The following is an 18,950-nucleotide window of genomic DNA, read 5'->3' on the forward strand; positions in this document are numbered from 1 at the left end:
ATCCTCCTTTATTTCTATGCCTCCCTTATATAATAAAGAATTTTCAGTAAATTTTGAACCCTCTTCTTTTGACAATTTTTTTATATTTATGTCGAATTGATGTATGAATGTATAGCGACGATGTTTTTAACATAACGATTCATCGGCAAATAACGACGAAAATGACAAAAAGAAAGAGCGGGAGAACCCGCTCTTTCTAAGCCATCGTATATGGGATTATTTTTGGTAACCGCCTAATTGTTGCTCAGCTAGTGAAACTAGACGTTTAGTAATTTCGCCACCAACAGATCCGTTAGCGCGAGATGTTGCATCAGCTCCAAGTTGAACACCAAACTCTTGAGCGATTTCGTATTTCATTTGATCTAATGCTGATTCAGCACCAGGAACCGCTAATTTATTTGTGCTTCGTGTCATGTTATATCACCTCCTTGTGAGTATAGAGTGTGATAAACAACATGACTTCATGCACATTTGAATGTGGTAATTTATGGGTTTAGAAAAGTTCTTCGAATTTTTCTTCTTCAGCCACTACTTCTACTGTTTGTAATACCATTGTTTCTTTGTTCGCTACAGCCTCTTCAATTAACGGCGCGAAATCGTACTTCGCTTCAAAACGATTTGCTTTCTCACGCTTCGGTTTCGTCGATGGACTTGCTGGTGTAAATACTGTACAGCAGTCTTCATATGGACGAATTGAAATATCATACGTTCCAATTTCTTTTGCAATTTTAATAATTTCTAATTTATCCATCGTAATAAGCGGACGAATAACAGGATAGTTTGTCACTTCGTTAATCGTATGCATACTATCTAACGTTTGGCTCGCTACTTGTCCAAGACTTTCACCAGTCGTAATTGCAAGTGCATTACGCTCCTCTGCAATACGCTCTGTAATACGCATCATCATACGACGCATAACTGTCATAGAATAGCTAGATGGAATTTCTTTATTAATCGTTTTTTGCACTTCAGTAAATGGAACAAGGTGAAGTGTTACACGTTTACAGTATTTCGTTAACTCTTGTGCTAAATCGATTACTTTTTGTTTCGCGCGCTCGCTTGTGAAAGGTGGACTATGGAAGTGAACTGCTTCCACAGATACGCCGCGTTTCATCGTTAAGTAAGTTGCTACCGGGCTATCGATACCACCAGAAAGAAGTACCATTACTTTTCCACCAACGCCAACTGGTAAACCGCCAGCTCCCATGTGCTCACCACACATAATATAGCTGTAACCACTGCGAATTTCTATACGTACATTCACATCTGGATTATGAACATCTACTGTGATATCCTCTGTATTTTCTAAAATGTGCCCACCGATTTCTGGAAGTAACTCCATCGTCTTCATTGGGAAGCGCTTATCAGAGCGGTGCACTGTAATTTTAAATGTTTTCACATCACCTTTTACTTGTAAGAAAGCTGCTAATGCACCTTTTTTAATATCTTCTAATTCTGATGCTACTTTCATTGCTAAGTTAAACTTATGAATACCAAATACATCTTTCAATCTTTCAGAAATTGCTTCATGGTCTTCACCATTTAACTGAATGTACATACGATCATGTGTTGCATCAATTTTAATGTTTGGGAATTTTTTTAATTTGAATTTCACATTATCTTTTAACGTACTTACAAACTTAGAACGGTTCTTTCCTTTTGTCGTCATCTCTCCATAACGAACTAAAATATATTCATATGTCATCATATTTCTTTACCTCATCACTTCATATAATTTTGGCATCGTCTCTTTAACAATACCTTCAAATTGTTTTACTTCTTCCATCGTGTTGTCTGGTGCTAGACTAATGCGAATCGCACTTGTAGCTGCGGCGTGCGGTACTCCCATTGCCACTAGTACTCTGCTCACTTCATTTGCTTTTGAAGAACAAGCAGACTTCGTCGATACATATACACCATGCTCTTCTAAAGCATGAACGACTACTTCTGGTTTTAAACCGACAAATGATACATTTAAAATGTGCGGTGCCGCATATTCAAGTGATGTATTAATCGTTACAGTTTCCATCTCTTTAAAGAAACGGACCAGCTCTGTTTGTAAATTTTGCAAATGAACTATCTTTTCTTTCACTTGTTCCATCGTCATACGAAGTGCTTTCACCATCGCTACAATACCAGGTAAATTTTCTGTACCTGAACGATACTTGAGCTCTTGTTGACCACCTGATAAGATTGGATCTAATCTTACACCATCACGTACGTAAAGAAGACCTGTCCCCTTTACGCTATGAAATTTATGTCCAGATATTGAACAAAGGTCAATATGAGAAGCGTATAAATCAAGTGGTACTTTTCCTATCCCTTGTACATGGTCCACGTGGAATCTTATTTTCGGATAGTTCGTTAATAATGTTCCAATTTCAGCAACGGGCTGAATCGCTCCAGTCTCGTTGTTCACGTGAATAATTGACACAAGAATCGTATCTTCACGAAGTGCTCGTTTTACATCTTCTACCGATACAACACCGTGCTCGTTAACCGGTAAATACGTTACATCAAAACCGAGATCTTCTAATTGTTTATATGCTTCAAACACAGACGCGTGTTCAATATTTGTTGTAATGATATGTTTGCCGCGCGAACGATTCCTCATCGCTATCCCTTTAATCGCAAGGTTATTCCCTTCCGTTCCACCTGATGTGAAAATAATTTCAGAAGGTTTAACGTGAAGGAGCTGTGCCGCAATCGTTCTCGATTGTGTTAATAGACGCTCTGCCTCTCCTCCAAGCGAGTGGATAGAAGAAGGATTACCAAAATATTTCCCTGCAACCGTTACGTACGATTGAAGCGCTTCTGGATATGGCTTCGTCGTCGCACTATTATCAAAATAGATCATCGTTCTTCCCCTTTCAGCGCTATCACATCATATAATCATATCACAAATACGTGTAATTACGCTAAGACTACTCAAAGGTTCCGTTTTTATATAAAAGTGTACATTTCCCCCGGCCATTTGCAGGCATACTGAGTGATGAAGATTAATAATCAGTGGTGGATGAAACTCCATCACTTATGGTTTCACTTTATCCCGCTATTTGTGGGCAGTAAGACTCCCACCTCAAAATTCAGCTGGAGCAAAGAAGTTAGGTGGGAAATCCACTGCCCGTAAATGCCCGATTGGTGAAGGCTAATAATCAGTGGGGGGATGCCCCCCACTCCCACTGATTAAAGTTTCACTTTATTTTGAAACGAACAACCTTACTGTATTCCGCTATTCATTATAGCAACATCGACTTCAAAATTACACAAAAAAACAAACCCTTTATTAAAGGGTTTGCTCATTGTCTACATATTCAGCTATTTTTTGAACAACACCAGGTTCCAGTTGCTCTAATATAGAAGCCGCTTGTTCTAAAGCTGCATCGTATTGATATTCACGGAATAATTTCTCCGCATAATTTAAGCTTTCTGCAAGATTCTCATCATGACTGCGGTATCGGTTACCGTATTGAATTAGTTTTTCAACTAAATAAGCTTGTCCAATTAATTCTTCTGTCATTTCAGATACACCATTCACAACTGTGTATGCTTCTTCTAAACTGCTATTTACAGTATTCATATTTAACGGCTTTACTTCTAATTGCTCATATACAGCTTGCATCGCCATTTGCCCTTTTTGTAAATCTTCCATAATACTCTCTGGAAGACCTGGTAAATTCGACTTTTGCATAAAACGTTTCGTCTCAAAAATTGTATTTCGCATTTCTTGTAACTTCTCACGTGCTTCAAATTCTTCTTTGCGCATCGTTTGCAACATTTCTTTATATTCTGCATGAAGTACTTTTAAAGTTTCACATTGCTCATAAACCTCTTCTAGTTCCTCACGAATGATAGAGAATGCAATATCTTGTTCAGCAACGCGTATTTGTAACACTTCAAAACGTTTCATTAAAATATGCATTTGCTTTTCAATTACTTTTTGTGACTCAATATCTTTGTCTTGTAATTGATAACTTTGTTTCACAAGTTGTGTTTCTATTTTCGTTTCAATTGTTTCTGTACGAATTTCTTCTAAATCTTCATAAACAGACAGTGTTTTTTGCTCCACATAATGTTTCGCATGCACTTCTTGTTCAAGTTGATCATAAAAACTGTCTAAATGAGTTTTTAAGTTCTCTACTTTTTCTGCTGCTTCTGTTATATGAAGTTCCTGTATATCCATTAAACATGTGTGTAGTTGTGTCGTCATATCGCGGACTTCTTTAGGGATTTCCAAATACTCTAATACATAGCCTTGTCTTATCATATCATCATGGCCTTGTAATAAATCTTCCAGCTGAACTGGTAATGTCGCTTGACACTCTACCAATAAATCCGGAATTTGATGAATAACGATTTCTAAACTTGCTAAACCTTCTTCTAAACTAATAACAATTTCTCTCGCTTTTAAATAATCACCATTATCTGTTGCCTCTTCAAAAGTTTTGAACTTCTCGGATTCAACATCTAACATCTCTTCAATTTTTTGCTCAGCTGCTCCATACATGTGTCGATGAGCAAGAACGCTCTTTTTCATACTACGATATGTATCACGTAACCCTTCAATTTCCGCGCTATTTTTCTCATGGCTTTCTAACAGTTGCTGTAATTCATTTAAAATGTCTGTAATACGATTATCAGCGTCATCTAAACCACTTATGGATTCTTTCATCGCATGCTTTGCTTTGCGGAAGGAGAATTGCGAGGCGAATTTTCGCGCTTGCCCTAAATCTTTTTCAGCTTTCGGAAGAGTTGTTGATACAATTTCATCCCACTCTTCACGCCATTTACCAAACAGCTCTTCTGTTTGACCTGTCATATTTAAATCTTTTACCCGCTTTAGTTCATCTGCCACAGGTTTATCTTTTATCTCTTGTTTCCACTGCTCCAGTGCTTCAATATCTTTATATGAACGATTTCTTATCACAAGCTCTATCATGAGCAGCACTAGAATAGAGCTTACTACAATGATAACGATCGTCAGGATAGAATCCATGCAAAAAAGCCTCCTAGTTATATCTCTTTTTTTGTCCGTTCCGTTTATGAAATGGAAGGCATTATGTATAAAAAGGGAATTCCCCTATATTTAACAACTAACAATGTTCTAATCATACCATGTAATGACGTGTTTTTGACCTAGTTTTTTTTAAAATTTCATGTTTCTTTACATGTGATTGTAATATTTCTTAATATTCCACTTATTCCATTATCCGTCCTCAAATGAATGCAATAAAGGTAAGACTTTTACGGGCAGTTAATGCAGGATAACGAGCTCTCTTTCATATGAGAGACGAAATAAATCTTTCGCATTAGTGGTGGTTCTACAGAAATCGCACGTACGTTACCTTGCATTACGGCTTACTGTAAAGCGGTTTCCGGAAGCAATGTTATACCAAGTCCAGCTCCTACCATCGCAATCATCGGTTCTGCATAAGATGTTTCAACCGCAATTATTGGTTTCGCGCCCATACATTGAAACACATTCATAATCATTTTCCTTACATCACATATTTCTAGGTATACAATTAGCTGTTCATTTTGCAACTCTTCCATTCGGATTACCTTTTTCACTCTATACGGATGATTATTTGAAACAGCACAAACGATTTTTTCTTCCCGCATTTCTTATATATATGTAGCGCCTTCTACTACTGAATCGATGAACATCGCTTCAACTTTTCACTCTTTAAATAACTCTATTAATACTTTCATATGCTCAATTTTCCATTCTATTTCATATGTATCCTCTAATAAGTCTTTACACTTTGATATGTAATGAGCCGCTAAACTCGGTAATATACCTACACAAATATAATTTCTGTACCGTCACTACATACCGTTATGAGCGTTCGTTTTGAACTCTTTTATATGTCGATTGTTGCGGGATGTATCCCTGTATTTTGCTGGAACACGGGAAATCGATATATTTCATCTATTAACGGCATATTATTTATGAATTTAGTTCCTGTACTTGCACTTATCGGTTCTATGTTTCAAAGTTATACTGTCGATAACATAGAAATTGCCGTTGCCTCATTAACAATTATTGCGCTAGTATGCAACAATTTATAGCAAAGAAAACAACATATAAAAATCCCCACCTCAGTTCGTTAGGTGGGGATTTTTCACATATGAACAGCTCTTGGTAGTTCATAATACATACTCGCTTTATATAATGTTCGTTCCATCCATTGCTCAATTTCCTTCGTATACATTTCTAAGAAAAACGTCTCAGACGGAAATGAGTGTAGCACCTCTGATATATATTGTGGATATAAAAACGGCATATTTATCATGCCTTTTAATTGCGTCATAAACATTGTAAAAGATATCTTTTTAAATTCTTGCTTCATTTGTCCTTGTTTAATGATTTGCTCTATATAATATCTTTCTCTAGAAAAATAAACGGTCATCACTTCACGAATTAATGTCGTATCAAGCGAAAGCTCTCTATAAAAAAAACGTGTCAGTTCTCTATTATCAAATTGATATCGTAAAATCCCGCGCACCATTTGCACCATCACATCTTTAGCCGATAAATATTCTCTCTGTTCAAATGACGTTTCAATTACGTGAATATATCCTTCTAAAAAATCAGTAATAAGCTGTTCTAATAACCCTTGCTTTCCAGCAAAATAATATGAAATATTCGCTACATTCACATCCGCTCGCTTTGCAATGTCTCGCACTGATGTCCCGTCATAACCTTTCGTATTAAACAACGATATTGCCGCATCAATTACCTTTTGTTTCGTCTGCTTCATGCGCTCACTTCCTCTCAATGAACAGCTATAGTTTAAATTTCTTGACTTTTAAGACAAATTCCTTTAATTTTCTATCGACAAAGTCATGTGAAATACATCGTATTTTGCTATCGTTTTACATATCTCGCTAAAAAGGGAGTTGTTTCCATGTTTACAAAAGAAAGTTATGCAGGATCTCGTGAAGAGCAATATGAGACAGTAATTAAACAACTGGATGCATTATTAACTGGCGAACCGAACGTAGTCGCAAACTTATCAAATGCGTCCGCACTATTAAATCAATTTTTAGATCGCGTTAATTGGGTTGGCTTTTATGTAACAGAAGGAAATCAACTTGTTCTTGGACCATTCCAAGGGATGCCAGCTTGCGTGCGTATTCCGTTCGGACGTGGTGTTTGCGGCGTTGCAGCTGAAACAAAAACAACGCAACTTGTAGCAGATGTTCACCAATTCCCAGGACATATCGCTTGCGATAGTGCCTCTAATTCTGAAATCGTTGTACCGATTATGAAAGAAGGAAATATCATTGGTGTGCTTGATATTGATAGTCCTGAAAAAAATCGTTTCGATGAAGTAGATCAGCACTATTTAGAAAAGTTTGTGGAAACACTCCTAAAACATATTTAATAAAAAAAAGAGTGAGCTATCGATTACGTACGTAACGTACGAAACCGATAGCTCACTCTTTTTTATCCCACATTAACGGGCAGTAAATTCGGCGAATACAAGGAAGTTAAGTGGGAGATAACTGCCCGTAAAAGCCCGATTGGTGAGGGCTAATAATCAGCTGGGGATGGACAAAACCCCCACTGATTAAAGTTTCATTTTATTGATTACTAACAGTAGATATCTTCTTTAGTGCCTGTTCTAAATCAGAAACGATATCTTCCCATGATTCTAAGCCGACAGATAGGCGTATTAAATTATCAAAAATACCCATTTCTTTTCTTAGTTCAGCCGGAATAGCTGCATGCGTCATCGTCGCTGGATGCTGAATTAACGTTTCTGTATCACCTAAACTTACGGCAATTGTAATAAAATGGAGGTCATTGATAAACGACTGTGTTTCCTCTTTTCCACCTTTAATTGAAAAAGAAATAACGCCCCCACCTCGTTTCATTTGCCGAGATGCTAATTCTCCCTCGGGATACCAAACACCTTCTACTGCTTCATGATTTTTCAAAAACGATACAATTTTTTCCGCGTTATCACAATGACGATCCATTCTTACTGCTAATGTTTTTAATCCGCGTAACAATAACCACGCGTCAAACGGCGCCATAATACCGCCGATATCTTTTCGCATCGGACGGATTTTGTCAGCTAACGTTTTCGTTCTACAAATTGTTACACCCGCTACAACATCCCCGTGACCACCAATATATTTTGTCGCACTGTGAACGACGGCGTCACAACCAAGTTCAAGAGGTCTTTGTAAATAAGGTGAACAAAACGTATTATCAACAATAACAAGCAAATCATTGCGCTTCGCTACCCCGATCACCTTTTCTAAATCAATTAATTTCATCGTTGGATTTATCGGTGTTTCAACGAAAATGAGCTTTGTATTTGGACGAATTTTATTTTCAATATCAGTCTCTGTCTCCATATCACAAAACGAATGAGTAATCATAAATTTCTCTTCTAATACTTCTAAAAAACCGTACGTACATCCATATAATCCATTTGAACAAATAATATGATCTCCAGCCTTTAGAAAACCGATTAACGTTGCTGAAATGGCTGCCATACCTGAACCGAACGCCAGCGCTTCCTCTCCACCTTCTAAAACAGCCATACGTTCTTCAAATAATTTCACAGTTGGATTCCCAAGCCTTGAATAAATATAAGATGGATCTTCTCCCGCAAAACTCGATTCTCCTTGCTGTGCTGTCTCAAACGTAAATGTAGAAGTTTGAAATAAAGGTGGTGTTAAACTCCCTTTATTTTCATTTGATTCATATCCGTGATGAATTAATGCTGTCTCTATATGTTTCTTTTTCATAAAAACATCCCCCTTATGTCTTTATTTCCACATATCCACCAGGAAAAATCTGATGAACGTCTTTACTACATTTTATGTAAGCGTTTCACTTCTGTTTCTACCTCTTCTTTTATATTGTTTTAAATTCCTTCTTGTTAATTTCCAAAATTTATCTGCATAAAACAAAAAGGGAGTCTCTTGACGAAACTGTAAGTAAAAGATATAATAGCGTTTGTGTAAAATAAAAAGGCAGCCTTGTAATGTGAGTTTATCGTTTGTATTTTGTTCCTCTGCGGAGGTGTATCTCGTAACTCCCTGCTGCTGGAGCGAAGGTACATGAAAACAAAATACCCGTAAATATCGATTACGTCTGTTTTTATTTTACGAAAATAAAAACATTTTTAAAGGAGGAGTCAACTATGGCTCGTTATACAGGTCCAGCATGGAAACTGTCTCGTCGTCTTGGAATCTCTCTAAGCGGCACAGGAAAAGAATTAGAAAAACGCCCTTACGCACCAGGTCCTCACGGTCCTAACCAACGTAAGAAACTTTCAGAATACGGTTTACAATTACAAGAGAAACAAAAACTTCGTCACATGTACGGCATGACTGAGCGTCAATTCCGTCGCACATTTGACCAAGCAGGTAAAATGCCTGGTAAGCACGGCGAAAACTTCATGATCCTTCTTGAAGCTCGTCTTGACAACCTAGTTTACCGCATGGGCTTAGCTCGCACTCGTCGTGCAGCTCGCCAATTAGTAAACCACGGTCACATCACGGTTGATGGCGCTCGCGTAGATATCCCATCTTACCGCGTTAAACCTAACCAAACTATCAGCGTTCGCGAAAAATCTAACAGCCTTGTTGTTGTTAAAGAAGCGATCGAAGTTAACAACTTCGTACCAGAATACTTAACTTTCGATGCTGATAAGTTAGAAGCTACTTACACTCGTCACGCTGAGCGTTCTGAGTTAGCAGCTGAAATCAACGAAGCATTAATCGTAGAGTTCTACTCTCGTTAATCTCGGTACTCTGCAAAGAGTAGTATTAAAAGCCTTAGGAACCTTGTTTATCAAGGGGCCTGGGCTTTTTTATTTATTATTAACAACGCAAAATAAGACATTAAAAAGAATGTACCTGGGGCTAAGTGGGGCAAGTTTGGGGCCAAAAAATATAAGGCTGGCGTGTGTATAGCAATGGGTAAGTACAAAAAATAAATGATAAAAGGAGTTGCTTATTTTGAAAGAAAACTTCATCAAAATTCCTCTTCATATACATGACTTTCAAAAATTTAAAATACTATTAGAAGAATTAGTACAAGACGAAATAGAATTCATTGGAAATTCTTCTAAACACTCTTTAATTATTTCTTCTAAAGAATCTATGATCACAATTAATCTTAGAAGTGAATTTTATCCCGACCCACACTTGGCGATCACTGCTATAAGTATTACTCCAAGTAATCAAGGTAAGGGCAGTATTGTTCTTGAATGGCTCAAAAAATTCGCAAAAGAAAAGGGCTTCAAACGCTTAGTGTTACAGGAAGTTATAACCGAAAAAGGTTACCACTTTGCATTAAAAAATGGCTTTTCCAAAAAAGTTGCTCCATTCGAGGAAATATTTAGAAGTCCTAATAGTACTGACGGAAATTACGAATTACATTTATAAAGAGTACAAAGGTGAACGGATATTTTCCTTATACGTTCGCTTTTTTACTTGATGAATTATCTAACACCGTTCGTTCTTTTTCTTTCCCTAAGAGCAACTCACCTTTCATTTTTGATACGGATAAGTTTTACTTTGATAGTGAGTTTATGTGTAATTAATCATCCGAAAATCCCTTTAGTAGAAAAATATCAATATGGTATAATTTTCTTGTGAAATATTAGAAAAAGAAGGGATGACATGGCGCAAATAAAGGTAACACCTGAAGAATTAGAACGAGTGGCAAAAACTGTGAGGAATTCACGAAACTACTTAGATCAATTACATCAAGATTTATACAATCAAACTGAATATATAGCTTCAATGTGGAATGGGGCAACTAGTGAACACTTCTAACAAAATTTTAACGAAGCAAAACCGAAAATATTCATCGTCTTAATGGAACTTGATAAAATTGCAGAAGAACTCGAAAAGGCTGCTGAAAAATTCCGTAAAGCTGATAGTCAAGAAGTTACACTAGAAGAAGGTTCATTTTGTGGGAAATCTTCTGGCGAAAAAGGAATTGATGGCGGGAAATTAGCTCGTGATATAGCCGGAGAATTGACCGGAGAATATGATGCAAGACGTTTGATAGAGGGTGTAGATCCTGACACTGGCGAAACACTTTCAGCATGGGAACGTGGTGCAGCAGGACTAATGTTAGTAGCTGGTATCACACCGATTGGTAAAGGTGTTAAAATATTAAAATCAGGTAAAAAGGTTGCAAATACAATAGATGCAGCAACAAAACTAGAAAAACAAAGAAAAACTTTAGATACAAATATAAAAGTCGGAAAAGCATTTGAAAGAGAAATGGAAACAGTTATAAAAAATGAGAAAGCACAATTCGAATTAAATAATCAAGTCACTATAATGACAAAATCAGGTGTTCGAACCCGTGTAGACATAGGTGGGAAAGACATACATGGTAAAATAGAATTAATTGAGTTAAAATCATCGCCAACAGCACCACTTACCAAAAATCAGAAAAAAGCATTTCCTGAAATTGAAGAAAGTGGCGCTGTTATTAGAAGTAAAAATAAGCCACCTTTTGAATATCTCGAAGAAATCCCACCCACTAAAGTTAACGTGATACGAAAAAAAGAATAGGAGGATTTATATGGCGTTACATGATATAGATCAGGTTGATTTAATTTCCTTAGATAATAACAATAAAGATATTGTATACTTAACTATTTTTGATGCATTAAATTGGAAAGAAGAGCATGAACATGCATTACTCTTACAAGATAAAATTAATAATTATTTAGCCTTTATCGAAAGCGGCGAAGTTTATGAAACGACACCAGAAACAGTAGGGAAAAATAAATTTGTTATACAAGTGTATGCTTTACATGAACTTAACGCATATGGAAAAGAGTTTTATGCTCTCTTACGAGATCAGTTACATGCTGCTGGATATGGCTTACAGTTTAATTACAGGCCGTCTGAAGAAGTTGAAAATACAGAAGAATAATAGAAATGAAAGAAGAACGCCTTGTCATGAGGATTAACGTTCTTCTTTTTTTATTTTAAACATAGATAAGTTCGCTTTGAGGTATGTTAATCCCTTTTTAATACCTAAGGGGTAATAAAAAAAGCCCACTCCTGCAAAACCCCCCATTCTTTCGTCTTAACAAAAAAAGCTATTTGAAGCAACTTAGCAGTCACTTCAAATAGCTTTTATTTATATATATTAAAATTATTTATTTTCCTCTTTTTGAACATATACATAAGCATCTTTCTGCTCTTTATGTACATCAACCTTCGTGTTCTCTGCAAGCTGACCCGCATTTAGCAAAGAAAAAATAATGAGCGCTTCTAGTGACATTTTGTTTTACCACTCCTTTCTATTTGTTATACATTTATCATACCGCTTACATGTGATTTCCGTATGAACTCGAAAAGGAGATTACAACAAAAAGGTTACAGGAATACGAATGCACGCTATAATAACCATTAAATAGGAGGTTGTTTCATTTTGACAATAAACCAAATGGTTCAGTTAGGCAGTGCATTTATGCTGTTTATTACTTCAGCACTTATGAGTTGGTATCAAGGGAGTAATTTAATAGATTATCCTGATGAATGGAAATATAGCGCTAAGTTTACGAATTATTTTAAAGGGTACGTTTCACATTATGACGATATTTATCAAATCGATTTCTTTATATATGCGGCAAAATTTTATCCCGGGGCATTTGTCGTTATGCTAATTAGCTTACTTTACATGCTCGTATTAATTCTTCATATTCTATTTAAAAGAAATCATGAGGCAATTTAAATGCATACATAAAAACCCCGAACGATAGACTTTTCAGCCTACCATTCGGGGTACTATTTGTTTTAAATTCGTTTCTGATTAGTAACGAATTAAGAAATATTTCTTCTTACCGCGGCGAATGATTGTGAATTTACCTTCGATGCGGTCGTTTTCTGTTACAACGTAGTCTAACGCTTGTGTACGCTCACCGTTTACGTAGATTGCACCGTTCGTTACATCTTCACGTGCTTGACGTTTAGATGGTGAAATTTTGCTTTCTACAAGTAAGTCGATTAATACTGTATCTTCTGCAGTGCGTTCTACAGATGGTACGTCTTTGAATCCTTGCTCGATTTCGCTTGCAGTAAGTTCTGCTACAGAGCCACTGAATAATGCAGCTGAAATTTTAATTGCTTGCTCTAACGCTTCTTCGCCGTGAACAAGTTTTGTCATTTCAGATCCTAATGATTTTTGTGCTGCACGTTTTTCTGGTGCTTCAGTTACTTGCTTTTCAAGCTCAAGAATTTCTTCATGAGATAAGAATGTGAAGTATTTTAAGTATTTAACAACGTCGCGGTCATCTGTGTTAATCCAGAATTGGTAGAACTCGTAAGGAGTTGTTTTCTCTGGGTCTAACCAAATTGCGCCGCCCTCTGTTTTACCAAACTTCGTACCGTCAGATTTTGTAACTAGTGGAATTGTTAAACCGAACGCTTTCGCATCTTCTTCTGATTTACGGATTAATTCAAGACCAGCTGTAATGTTACCCCATTGGTCACTACCACCGATTTGTAGACGGCAATTATGGTTTTGGTATAAGTTTAAGAAGTCGTATGATTGTAAAATCATATAACTAAACTCAGTAAATGAAATACCAGTATCTAAACGAGATGCTACTGTATCTTTTGCTAACATATAGTTTAAACCGAAGTTTTTACCGATATCGCGTAAGAATGAAATTACATCTAAGTTACCAAGCCAATCATAGTTATTAGCCATTGTTGCTGGGTTGTCCACGTTTTCGAACTCTAAGAAGTTTGAAAGTTGGTTTTTAATGCTTTCTGTGTAGTAAGCAACTGTATCTTTCGTATTTAATGTACGTTCAGCTTTTTTACCACTTGGGTCACCGATCATACCAGTACCACCGCCAACAAGTGCGATTGGTTGGTGACCAGCTAATTGGAAACGACGTAACATTAATACTGGTAACATATGACCGATGTGTAAGCTATCCGCTGTCGGATCGAAACCACAGTATAATTTAACGCTTTCTTTTTCTAATAATTGCTCAAGGCCCTCAGCATCTGTTTGCTGGTTAATTAGACCGCGAAATTCAAGATCTTGTAAAATACCCATATCCTACATACTCTCCTTTAAGTTCATTACTGGCGTGAAGGTTGAAAACATAAAAAAATCGCCCCTTTAAATAAGGGACGATTTTGATCATCGCGTTACCACCCTAGTTGCAGACAAAAAAAGCCTACCACCTTATTTACATAACGGCTTAGCACCGTCTTTTCCCTTTTGAATACAATTCAATCGAAAAAAGATGCTCTAGGGGCGTAATTCGCGATCATCTATGTGCTGATTTCCACCGACCATCAGCTCTCTAAAACAGGGAAATGATCACTACTTCTCCCTTTCCACGCTCAATTATTCATATACTTTTCTTTATACCATCATTTATATAGGCGTGTCAAATAGAGGTCGAGTTTCTCTCCTTGCCAATCCTTTACAACGTCGCAAAGAGTATCGTAATAAGAGAAAGAATTGGAACTCCAACTAATAACGACACATGAAATATAACCGATAAATCATTGCCAATCGTCGCCTCCACAGGATCTTTCGCTGGAGAACCAAGAAATCTGATTAATCGATCGAAGCGACTTACCGTTTTTGGAAAATTTGGTATTTCTACATGATCACTATCTAAATGATGCTTTAATTTATATTCACTCTTAAAGGGATTTTCGCTCAATTTCATCCACCTCCAGCAATTGTTTCAATTTCTTTATCCCGTTATAAAGTCTCGACTTCACTGTTCCAATCGGAATGTTTAATATCTCCGCAATCTCTTTTTGCTGCATATCATGATAATAAGAAAGAATAAGGACAGCCCGCTGTTCTTCAGGAACTTTCAAAATTGCCGCTCTTACCGTGAGCCGGTCTTCGATAGAAAATTCTTTTTCCTGAATCGGCACTAAAAACGGCAAAAGCGTACGCCACTTTTTTCTTCTATTTAATTTATTAATCATAAGACGATAACCAATTTGAAATAAATACGTTTTTATTTTGCCTTTTTCAGGTTCATACATATGTTTCTTACGTTCTAACGTCAAAAACGTATCTTGCACGAGATCGATACTTAATTGTTCATCTCGGTTAAATCGATACAAAAATGTGTATAGCGTTGGTTTGATCAAAACATATAGTTTTTCTCCCGCCTGTTTATCTCCACTTTGATACGCAAGCATGAGCTCCTCCTCAATCCCAATCTGCGCCATGATTTTTGATCTCCTTTATTCCTTTTAACGTTAACGAAATGCGGGAAATTAAATATGCAATTGCAATAAAAACCCACAATTGTGATTGATTTGTAAAAAATTGAACATATGGGTTTTGAATCGTAAATCCCATTGCAACTAAAATATTTAACGCTTGCACACATATGCATGCATACAACGCAAGACAGACAGAAATAGTGTCAAATACATTCCAGCGAAAATACACTTTTGTTTTTGTAAAATCAATTTTATATCCATTTTTCCGTACTATATGTTTTCTATCAAACGGAATAATGATTGAAAACATAACACTCATTATAACTCCAGCTGTAAGCATTGATACTCTATATCCAATTGGTATCGGTAAGAAAAGACCACAAGAAAATACGACTATAATTCCAATTAAAGCAAAAGTAAGAAGTAATTTATTAGACATAAAAAAGCCTCCCTCATCTATTCTTTCATAAATGTATACAGACGAGGAAGGCGCTTCGTTCAAATATTATTTTATTTTTTTAATAATCTTTGCAGGATTTCCGCCAACTACTACATGATCCGGCACATCTTTCGTTACAACAGCGCCAGATGCGATAACTGCATTGTCTCCAATTGTTACGCCCGGATTAATGATAGCTCTTCCGCCAATCCATACGTTATCGCCAATTGTAACTGGTTTTCCGTACTCTGATCCACTTATGCGCTCTACTGGATCAAGCGGATGCGTTGCTGTATAAATGTGAACACCTGGAGCTAACATACAGTTCACTCCGATTGTAACTGGGCATACGTCTAAAATCGTACAGTCAAAGTTTGCGTAAAAGTTTTCACCAACGTGAATGTTATAACCGTAATCACATCTAAAAGAAGATTCAAGATGAAAGTTATCTCCAGTCGTTCCGAATAATTCTTTTACGATTGCACTACGTTCTTCTAGTTTTATTTCTGGTGTTTCATTTAATTTTCTCGTTAATATACGAGCTTGCTCTCTGTCCTTTACTAAAACGGGATCAGCCGGTATGTACATTTCCCCTTGTATCATCTTTTCTTTTTCTGTTTTCATTTTACTGCCCCCTTTAACTTATATATATAAGTTATTCATTCTTATAATAGCATACAAAAAGAAAGAGTGTGGTTCAAACACACTCTTTCTTCCATAAAAAATCCGGTTCTTTTCGGCGTCAAATTACGTAACGAAAGTCAACTGTTTTATAGGAAGTCCCCTTTTAATACTTATAAATAGCTTTCTTAAATAGATTTAATCATATTTATATTTGTAATTTCATAGCCTAACTTTTCATATAATCCACGAGCAACTTTGTTATGACCAAAAACATGAAGTCCAATTTTTTTCATTCCTAATTCTTTAGCAATCACTTCAAGTTCTTTCATTGCCTTTTTACCATACCCTAACCCTTGATATTGCTCAAAAATAATAAAGTCATAAATAAAACCTGCCTCATTACTTGTAGGCGCTTTTTGCGCAATCCAAATCATTCCAACTAGATTTTGATCATGAAAGATAGAGTATAAGTAATTGTACTCGGTTTTTTCACCTTTTGGTAACAGCCGGTCAAATTCTATTTTGGACAAGTTAACAGCTTCATCTTCACTCCAATTTCCAGCAGCAACCTTCTCTTTCGCATAATCTTCAATCGCATACTCACAATAACGCTGAAACTCCTCTTCGGCCATAGGCTTTAGTGTAATCACGTATTTCTCCTCCCGCTATGTTAATTATTCTTTATTTTAAATCTTTAATCCCATTGAAAAAGGTAAGCAAACATAACTAATATGTTTGCTTACCTTCTATTTTCAAAATTTCAAATCACGATAATACTTACATTTAAATATTCTTTAATCTTCCATCGTCGATAAGTCACCTGTTGGTAAGTTTAATTCCCACGCTTTTAATACGCGGCGCATAATTTTACCACTTCTCGTTTTCGGTAATTTATCTCTAAATTCAATTTGTCTTGGAGCTGCATGAGCTGCTAAGCCTTTTTTCACAAATTGACGAATCTCTTCTTTTAATTCATCAGATGGTTCGTATCCCGCACGAAGCGCGATAAATGCTTTAATGATTTCCCCGCGTACTGGATCAGGAATACCAATTACACCAGCTTCTGCTACAGCAGCATGCTCGATTAATTTACTTTCTACTTCAAACGGACCAACACGCTCACCTGACGTCATAATTACATCGTCAATACGTCCTTGGAACCAGAAGTATCCATCTTCGTCCATATAAGCAGAGTCACCTGATACGTACCAATCTCCCGGCATAAAGTAAGAATCATATTTTTGTGGGTTATTCCAAACCGCACGCATCATAGATGGCCAACCTTTACCAATTGCTAAGTTCCCCATTGTGTATGGAGGCACTTCATTTCCTTCATTATCAACAATCGCTGCTTTCACACCCGGAATTGGTTTCCCCATTGAACCTGGACGGATTTCCATACAAGGATAGTTACAAATAACTTGTCCGCCTGTTTCTGTCATCCACCACGTATCATGAATACGAAGTCCAAATGCGCTCATACCCCAGCGAATTACTTCTGGATTTAATGGCTCACCAACACTTAATACGTGACGCACTTGTGATAAATCATATTTTTTAATTGCGTCTTGTCCAGCTCCCATTAACATACGGAACGCTGTCGGTGCACTATACCAAACTGTTACACCGTAATCTTGCAGTGCTTCATACCATGCCTCTGGACTAAATCTCCCGCCTAAAATAACATTTGATGCTCCCACTAACCACGGTGCAAAAATACCATAAGCTGTTCCAGTTACCCAGCCTGGGTCAGCTGTACACCAATATACATCATCTTCTTTTAAATCTAATACCCATTTCGCTGTTTGATAGTGCTGAACCATTGCGTTTTGCGCATGAAGGACGCCTTTTGGCTTACCAGTAGAACCAGATGTGTAATGTAGAATTAAACCGTCTTCACGGCCTAACCACTCGATATGTAATTCTTTTGAAGCTTGTTCAAATAAAGGATTGAACGCTACAGTTTTACCGCCTTCTTCTGCATTGTCTCCAACAAGGAAGACTGTTTTTAAAGCAGGTAAATCATTTAATGGTATGCGCTCTAACAATTCAGGAGTTGTAATTAACACCTTCGCTTCGCTATCTTCTAAACGATCGCGAACTGCGCCTTCCATAAATGCTTCAAATAATGGTCCAACAATTGCCCCTAATTTCACTGCACCTAAAAGTGCGAAATATAATTCTGGGGAACGCGGCATAAAAATAAAAACGCGATCGCCTTTCTCAACATCGCCATAGTTTTTCAGGACATTTCCTGCTTTATTAGAAAAATCCTTCATTTCCTTAAACGTATATTTCTCTTTTCGCGACCCATCTTGATAATAAAGTGCTACTTTATTCTTTCGATCTGATTTCGCATGCTTATCAATTGCCTCATACGCCATATTTACTCGTCCTGTTTCATTCCAAGTAAAATTTTTATTAACCTCTTCCCAGTTAAAATTCGCGTATGCCTCTTCATAATTCGGCAAATTATTTTCTCCTTTAATGACAGGAAGCGTTTCCACTTTCATACTTTACATCCCCCTCCTATGTATTCTATTATCTATTATAATGACATTATTTAAAATTTTCAGTATTTTTGTTGATTTTTAGACAAATTTTTAATGACAAAATTCGATTCACATCGCATATATTATAAAGTACGATATTAATAGATTCACAAACCCTC

The 18,950-nt window shown here is 36.6% G+C and carries 19 protein-coding genes, 3 pseudogenes and 1 other annotated feature; of the genes and pseudogenes, 7 read left to right on the top strand and 15 right to left on the bottom strand.

Translation table 11 applies throughout. From position 1 onward, the window contains the following. Positions 1-216: 216 nt before the first annotated feature. The 5 genes and pseudogenes from MKY70_RS24115 to MKY70_RS24135 form a co-directional block, all read right to left on the bottom strand. The gene (locus MKY70_RS24115; protein WP_060750624.1) at positions 217-414 is read right to left on the bottom strand and encodes an alpha/beta-type small acid-soluble spore protein; all 198 of its coding nucleotides are present in this window, start codon (positions 412-414) and stop codon (positions 217-219) included. A gap of 79 nt (positions 415-493) precedes the next feature. Further along, entirely contained in the window at positions 494-1,708 is a 1,215-nt protein-coding gene (thiI, locus tag MKY70_RS24120; RefSeq protein ID WP_088034024.1) for a tRNA uracil 4-sulfurtransferase ThiI, read from the bottom strand. A gap of 6 nt (positions 1,709-1,714) precedes the next feature. Beyond that, positions 1,715-2,857, bottom strand: a complete 1,143-nt coding sequence (locus MKY70_RS24125) for a cysteine desulfurase family protein (protein WP_033731427.1) — start codon at positions 2,855-2,857, stop codon at positions 1,715-1,717. A 429-nt stretch (positions 2,858-3,286) separates the two neighbouring features. After that, positions 3,287-4,996 carry a septation ring formation regulator EzrA gene (gene ezrA, locus MKY70_RS24130; protein WP_088034022.1) on the bottom strand — a complete coding sequence of 570 codons (1,710 nt, stop codon included), beginning with the start codon at positions 4,994-4,996 and terminating at the stop codon, positions 3,287-3,289. A gap of 248 nt (positions 4,997-5,244) precedes the next feature. Further along, positions 5,245-5,811 (bottom strand): annotated as a pseudogene (locus MKY70_RS24135) (LysR family transcriptional regulator substrate-binding protein); the annotation flags it as partial. Between MKY70_RS24135 and MKY70_RS24140 the strand changes: the two are divergent. After that, positions 5,800-6,072 (top strand): annotated as a pseudogene (locus tag MKY70_RS24140) (EamA family transporter); the annotation flags it as partial. The pseudogenes MKY70_RS24135 and MKY70_RS24140 overlap by 12 nt on opposite strands. Before the next feature lie 53 nt (positions 6,073-6,125). Here MKY70_RS24140 and refZ read toward each other — a convergent pair. Continuing rightward, on the bottom strand, positions 6,126-6,764 hold the full coding sequence (gene refZ, locus MKY70_RS24145; protein ID WP_044442170.1) for a forespore capture DNA-binding protein RefZ: 639 nt from the start codon (positions 6,762-6,764) through the stop codon (positions 6,126-6,128). A 147-nt stretch (positions 6,765-6,911) separates the two neighbouring features. On the opposite strand from refZ, the gene MKY70_RS24150 reads away from it, so the two are divergent. Further along, on the top strand, positions 6,912-7,391 hold the full coding sequence (locus tag MKY70_RS24150; RefSeq protein ID WP_002138633.1) for a GAF domain-containing protein: 480 nt from the start codon (positions 6,912-6,914) through the stop codon (positions 7,389-7,391). A 199-nt stretch (positions 7,392-7,590) separates the two neighbouring features. Here MKY70_RS24150 and megL read toward each other — a convergent pair whose 3' ends face one another. Next, the gene (megL, locus tag MKY70_RS24155) at positions 7,591-8,769 is read right to left on the bottom strand and encodes a methionine gamma-lyase (RefSeq protein WP_088034018.1); all 1,179 of its coding nucleotides are present in this window, start codon (positions 8,767-8,769) and stop codon (positions 7,591-7,593) included. A 398-nt stretch (positions 8,770-9,167) separates the two neighbouring features. Here megL and rpsD point away from each other — a divergent pair, with 398 nt between their 5' ends. The 4 genes and pseudogenes from rpsD (at position 9,168) to MKY70_RS24175 (ending at position 11,929) form a co-directional block, all read left to right on the top strand. Further along, a complete protein-coding gene (gene rpsD / locus MKY70_RS24160) occupies positions 9,168-9,770 on the top strand; it encodes a 30S ribosomal protein S4 (protein WP_002015568.1) in 603 nt (200 codons plus the stop codon). A gap of 217 nt (positions 9,771-9,987) precedes the next feature. Further along, the gene (locus MKY70_RS24165) at positions 9,988-10,416 is read left to right on the top strand and encodes a GNAT family N-acetyltransferase (protein ID WP_088034015.1); all 429 of its coding nucleotides are present in this window, start codon (positions 9,988-9,990) and stop codon (positions 10,414-10,416) included. A 237-nt stretch (positions 10,417-10,653) separates the two neighbouring features. Continuing rightward, positions 10,654-11,562, top strand: a pseudogene (locus MKY70_RS24170) (WXG100 family type VII secretion target). Between the two features lie 10 nt (positions 11,563-11,572). Next, positions 11,573-11,929 (top strand): DUF6572 domain-containing protein, encoded by a 357-nt coding sequence (locus MKY70_RS24175; protein WP_088034013.1) that lies wholly within the window; start codon positions 11,573-11,575, stop codon positions 11,927-11,929. Positions 11,930-12,154: 225 nt separating this feature from the next. On the opposite strand, the gene MKY70_RS24180 is transcribed toward MKY70_RS24175, so the two are convergent. Further along, positions 12,155-12,283 carry a hypothetical protein gene (locus MKY70_RS24180; RefSeq protein ID WP_044737572.1) on the bottom strand — a complete coding sequence of 43 codons (129 nt, stop codon included), beginning with the start codon at positions 12,281-12,283 and terminating at the stop codon, positions 12,155-12,157. A 150-nt stretch (positions 12,284-12,433) separates the two neighbouring features. On the opposite strand from MKY70_RS24180, the gene MKY70_RS24185 reads away from it, so the two are divergent. Continuing rightward, complete coding sequence (locus tag MKY70_RS24185; RefSeq protein WP_002190894.1) at positions 12,434-12,736, top strand: YjdJ family protein; 303 nt, start codon at positions 12,434-12,436, stop codon at positions 12,734-12,736. Positions 12,737-12,814: 78 nt separating this feature from the next. On the opposite strand, the gene tyrS is transcribed toward MKY70_RS24185, so the two are convergent. From tyrS to acsA, 7 genes are all read right to left on the bottom strand, one after another. Then, on the bottom strand, positions 12,815-14,071 hold the full coding sequence (tyrS, locus tag MKY70_RS24190; protein WP_002015575.1) for a tyrosine--tRNA ligase: 1,257 nt from the start codon (positions 14,069-14,071) through the stop codon (positions 12,815-12,817). A gap of 70 nt (positions 14,072-14,141) precedes the next feature. Next, positions 14,142-14,370: a binding site (T-box leader), on the bottom strand. A gap of 77 nt (positions 14,371-14,447) precedes the next feature. Continuing rightward, on the bottom strand, positions 14,448-14,693 hold the full coding sequence (locus tag MKY70_RS24195) for a hypothetical protein (protein WP_088032295.1): 246 nt from the start codon (positions 14,691-14,693) through the stop codon (positions 14,448-14,450). Beyond that, positions 14,674-15,219, bottom strand: coding sequence for an RNA polymerase sigma factor (locus tag MKY70_RS24200; protein WP_088032294.1), 546 nt, complete (start codon positions 15,217-15,219; stop codon positions 14,674-14,676). The genes MKY70_RS24195 and MKY70_RS24200 overlap by 20 nt, the downstream gene beginning before the upstream one ends. Next, complete coding sequence (locus MKY70_RS24205) at positions 15,200-15,655, bottom strand: hypothetical protein (protein WP_088032292.1); 456 nt, start codon at positions 15,653-15,655, stop codon at positions 15,200-15,202. Before MKY70_RS24205 ends, MKY70_RS24200 begins: the two co-directional genes overlap by 20 nt. Positions 15,656-15,721: 66 nt before the next feature. After that, complete coding sequence (locus MKY70_RS24210) at positions 15,722-16,279, bottom strand: maltose acetyltransferase domain-containing protein (protein WP_088032290.1); 558 nt, start codon at positions 16,277-16,279, stop codon at positions 15,722-15,724. Positions 16,280-16,464: 185 nt separating this feature from the next. Continuing rightward, positions 16,465-16,929, bottom strand: coding sequence for a GNAT family N-acetyltransferase (locus MKY70_RS24215; RefSeq protein WP_002129425.1), 465 nt, complete (start codon positions 16,927-16,929; stop codon positions 16,465-16,467). A gap of 144 nt (positions 16,930-17,073) precedes the next feature. After that, the gene (acsA, locus tag MKY70_RS24220; protein ID WP_002034343.1) at positions 17,074-18,792 is read right to left on the bottom strand and encodes an acetate--CoA ligase; all 1,719 of its coding nucleotides are present in this window, start codon (positions 18,790-18,792) and stop codon (positions 17,074-17,076) included. Positions 18,793-18,950: the final 158 nt, after the last annotated feature.

The organism is Bacillus sp. FSL R9-9492 (assembly GCF_038007365.1).
Classification (GTDB): domain Bacteria; phylum Bacillota; class Bacilli; order Bacillales; family Bacillaceae_G; genus Bacillus_A; species Bacillus_A mycoides.

What these genes read in the sequence shown, in the direction of transcription:
- MKY70_RS24175 (WP_088034013.1), top strand. Translation starts at nt 11,573, where the DNA reads ATGGCGTTACATGATATAGATCAGGTTGATTTAATTTCCTTAGATAAT.
- MKY70_RS24180 (WP_044737572.1), bottom strand. Translation starts at nt 12,283, where the DNA reads ATGTCACTAGAAGCGCTCATTATTTTTTCTTTGCTAAATGCGGGTCAG.
- MKY70_RS24115 (WP_060750624.1), bottom strand. Translation starts at nt 414, where the DNA reads ATGACACGAAGCACAAATAAATTAGCGGTTCCTGGTGCTGAATCAGCA.
- MKY70_RS24205 (WP_088032292.1), bottom strand. Translation starts at nt 15,655, where the DNA reads ATGTCTAATAAATTACTTCTTACTTTTGCTTTAATTGGAATTATAGTC.
- rpsD (WP_002015568.1), top strand. Translation starts at nt 9,168, where the DNA reads ATGGCTCGTTATACAGGTCCAGCATGGAAACTGTCTCGTCGTCTTGGA.
- megL (WP_088034018.1), bottom strand. Translation starts at nt 8,769, where the DNA reads ATGAAAAAGAAACATATAGAGACAGCATTAATTCATCACGGATATGAA.
- thiI (WP_088034024.1), bottom strand. Translation starts at nt 1,708, where the DNA reads ATGATGACATATGAATATATTTTAGTTCGTTATGGAGAGATGACGACA.
- MKY70_RS24125 (WP_033731427.1), bottom strand. Translation starts at nt 2,857, where the DNA reads ATGATCTATTTTGATAATAGTGCGACGACGAAGCCATATCCAGAAGCG.
- ezrA (WP_088034022.1), bottom strand. Translation starts at nt 4,996, where the DNA reads ATGGATTCTATCCTGACGATCGTTATCATTGTAGTAAGCTCTATTCTA.
- MKY70_RS24150 (WP_002138633.1), top strand. Translation starts at nt 6,912, where the DNA reads ATGTTTACAAAAGAAAGTTATGCAGGATCTCGTGAAGAGCAATATGAG.
- acsA (WP_002034343.1), bottom strand. Translation starts at nt 18,792, where the DNA reads ATGAAAGTGGAAACGCTTCCTGTCATTAAAGGAGAAAATAATTTGCCG.
- tyrS (WP_002015575.1), bottom strand. Translation starts at nt 14,071, where the DNA reads ATGGGTATTTTACAAGATCTTGAATTTCGCGGTCTAATTAACCAGCAA.
- MKY70_RS24210 (WP_088032290.1), bottom strand. Translation starts at nt 16,279, where the DNA reads ATGAAAACAGAAAAAGAAAAGATGATACAAGGGGAAATGTACATACCG.
- refZ (WP_044442170.1), bottom strand. Translation starts at nt 6,764, where the DNA reads ATGAAGCAGACGAAACAAAAGGTAATTGATGCGGCAATATCGTTGTTT.
- MKY70_RS24200 (WP_088032294.1), bottom strand. Translation starts at nt 15,219, where the DNA reads ATGGCGCAGATTGGGATTGAGGAGGAGCTCATGCTTGCGTATCAAAGT.